Source organism: Mesorhizobium sp. M7A.F.Ca.ET.027.03.2.1, from assembly GCF_003999175.1.
GTDB lineage: Bacteria > Pseudomonadota > Alphaproteobacteria > Rhizobiales > Rhizobiaceae > Mesorhizobium.
On the sequence record NZ_RZOM01000968.1, the window covers coordinates 1 to 2,374 of the forward strand.

Annotated in this window: 2 protein-coding genes; both read left to right on the forward strand. The window is 61.6% G+C overall.

What is annotated here, in order from left to right; genetic code table 11:
• The first annotated feature begins 5 nt into the window (after window positions 1-5).
• Window positions 6-1,109, forward strand: a complete 1,104-nt coding sequence (locus EN750_RS29740) for a glycosyltransferase (protein WP_127398876.1) — start codon at window positions 6-8, stop codon at window positions 1,107-1,109.
• A gap of 23 nt (window positions 1,110-1,132) precedes the next feature.
• Window positions 1,133-2,179, forward strand: a complete 1,047-nt coding sequence (locus EN750_RS29745) for a UDP-glucuronic acid decarboxylase family protein (protein WP_127398875.1) — start codon at window positions 1,133-1,135, stop codon at window positions 2,177-2,179.
• Window positions 2,180-2,374 lie beyond the last annotated feature (195 nt).

Genomic DNA, 2,374 nt, shown 5'->3' on the forward strand with positions numbered 1-2,374 from the left:
GCGGAATGACCAAGCAATTGGACATCGTCTTTCTCGGCCTGTCGCTGTCCTCGTCCTGGGGAAACGGCCACGCCACGACGTTTCGAGGCCTGCTGAAAGGTCTGCACGAACTCGGCCACCGCGTGACCTTTCTGGAGCGAGACGTGCCGTGGTACGCCAACCACCGCGATCTGCGAGATCCGGATTTCTGCGCCTTGCGCTACTACGAAACCACTGCGGAGTTGCAACGCGACTACGCCCGGTGCCTGGAGCAGGCCGACATTGTCGTCATGGGCTCCTTCGTGCCGGAAGGGCGCGTGGTCATCGACATCGTCGCTTCATTTTGCAAAGGGCGCTTCTGCTTCTACGACATCGACACGCCGGTAACCGTGGCGCAGCTTTCAGCCGATGATTGCGATTACCTGAGCTGGCGGCAGATTCCGTATTTTGATGTCTACTTCTCGTTCACCGGCGGGCCGATGCTTGGCCGTCTGGTGGAGGAGTTCGGCGCGCGCCGCGCCGAACCGCTCTACTGCTCGGTCGACCCGGAACGGCACCACCGGACCGGCGATCCGATCCGCTGGGATCTCGGCTATCTCGGCACCTACAGTGCCGACCGGCAGGCAACGCTGAACGCGCTGCTGCTCGAACCAGCACGGCGTATGCCGGACCGCCGTTTCGTCGTAGCCGGCTCGCAATACCCATCCGACATGACCTGGCCGGACAATGTCGAACGCATCGAACATTTGCCACCGGCCGATCATGCCGCGTTCTACAGCCGTCAGCGTTACACGCTGAACGTCACACGCAGTTCCATGATCGCTGCCGGATGGTCACCCAGTGTGCGCCTGTTCGAAGCGGCTGCTTGCGGCACGCCCATCATCAGCGATCGCTGGCCAGGGCTCGACAGCTTCTTTCCCGCATCGGCGATCCACAACGCCGGGGAAACGGACGATGTCATCGAAATCCTCTTCGGCGAGTCCGAGCGCACACGCCTCGCCATGGCCCGCCGGGCCCGCGAACGCGTCCTCGCATCCCACACCGGTGCGGCCAGAGCCCGCGAATTCGTGACGGCGTTGACACAGCCAAGGGCGGCGGCCCTCAATTTCGACATCGGAAGCGCAGCATGACCGGCATACAGGAGAAAACGACGATGCGACAAAAAAGAAACGCGCAAAGGGCAAAGGCAGTGCTTGTTGCCGGCGGTGCGGGATTCCTCGGTTCGCATCTTTGCGAAGCATTGCTCCGCGACGGCTGGCGCGTGATCTGCGCCGACAATTTCCTGACTGGGCGCATGGAAAACATCATCTCGATCATGGATCAGCCGGGTTTCCGATTGATCGAGCAGGACATCTGCCGGCCATTGGATCTCGGCGAGCCCGTGGATCGCATCTACAACCTGGCATGCGCTGCCTCGCCGCCGCGTTACCAGGCCGACCCGATACACACCACGCGAACCTGCGTGATCGGCACGCTCAACCTGCTCGAACTCGCTGTCCGATATGGCGCGCGGCTGCTACAGGCCTCGACGAGCGAAGTGTATGGCGATCCGGAGCAACATCCCCAGAGGGAGGACTATGTTGGCCATGTGAACTGCACCGGCCCACGCGCCTGCTACGACGAGGGCAAGCGCACCGCCGAAACGCTTTGCTTCGACTATCTTAGAGCCGGCAAAGCCGACGTGCGCGTCGCGCGCATCTTCAACACCTACGGTCCGAGAATGGATCCGGCGGACGGCCGCATCGTCTCAAACCTGATCATGCAGGCGTTAGAAAAACGTCCTCTGACGATCTTCGGCGACGGCTTGCAAACGCGGTCCTTCTGCTATGTCTCCGATCAGATCGATGGATTGAGGCGACTGATGGATATCGATCCCAATCCGGGCAAGCCGGTCAATCTGGGCAATCCCGGAGAATTCACCATCGTGCGACTGGCGGCACTGGTGAAGGCGATGACCGGCACCAAATCGGATTTGAGATTTCTGCCGCTGCCGCAAGACGATCCTCGGCGCAGGCAGCCCGATATTTCGCGTGCAAAAGCGCTGCTCGGCTGGACGCCGAAGGTGCCCCTCAATGAAGGGCTCAAGCTGACGATCGATTATTTCGCGGCGCTCGAAGGCAGTCGCATCGGCGATCAGATGACAGGCTTTGCCAAAAGAGCGAGGCCGGCATCCGGCGGGCTACAGAACCTTCCGGCGTGATGCGAGACGGCCGCCGAATCTTTCCCGAGATCGCGCGGAACATCCGCCCCAGCTTGTGGTTCGGTGGGAGGACCAGATACGGAGGATCATCCTCATGCAACCCAAGCGACCCACGAGGGATATCGACCAGATGGCCGAACGCGAGACGGCTGCCTATCTGCGGCGCGCCTCGATCACCTATCTCGAGTGCTGCGT

Coding starts and splice junctions, on each gene's coding strand:
- EN750_RS29740 (WP_127398876.1), top strand. CDS start 6: ATGACCAAGCAATTGGACATCGTCTTTCTCGGCCTGTCGCTGTCCTCG.
- EN750_RS29745 (WP_127398875.1), top strand. CDS start 1,133: ATGCGACAAAAAAGAAACGCGCAAAGGGCAAAGGCAGTGCTTGTTGCC.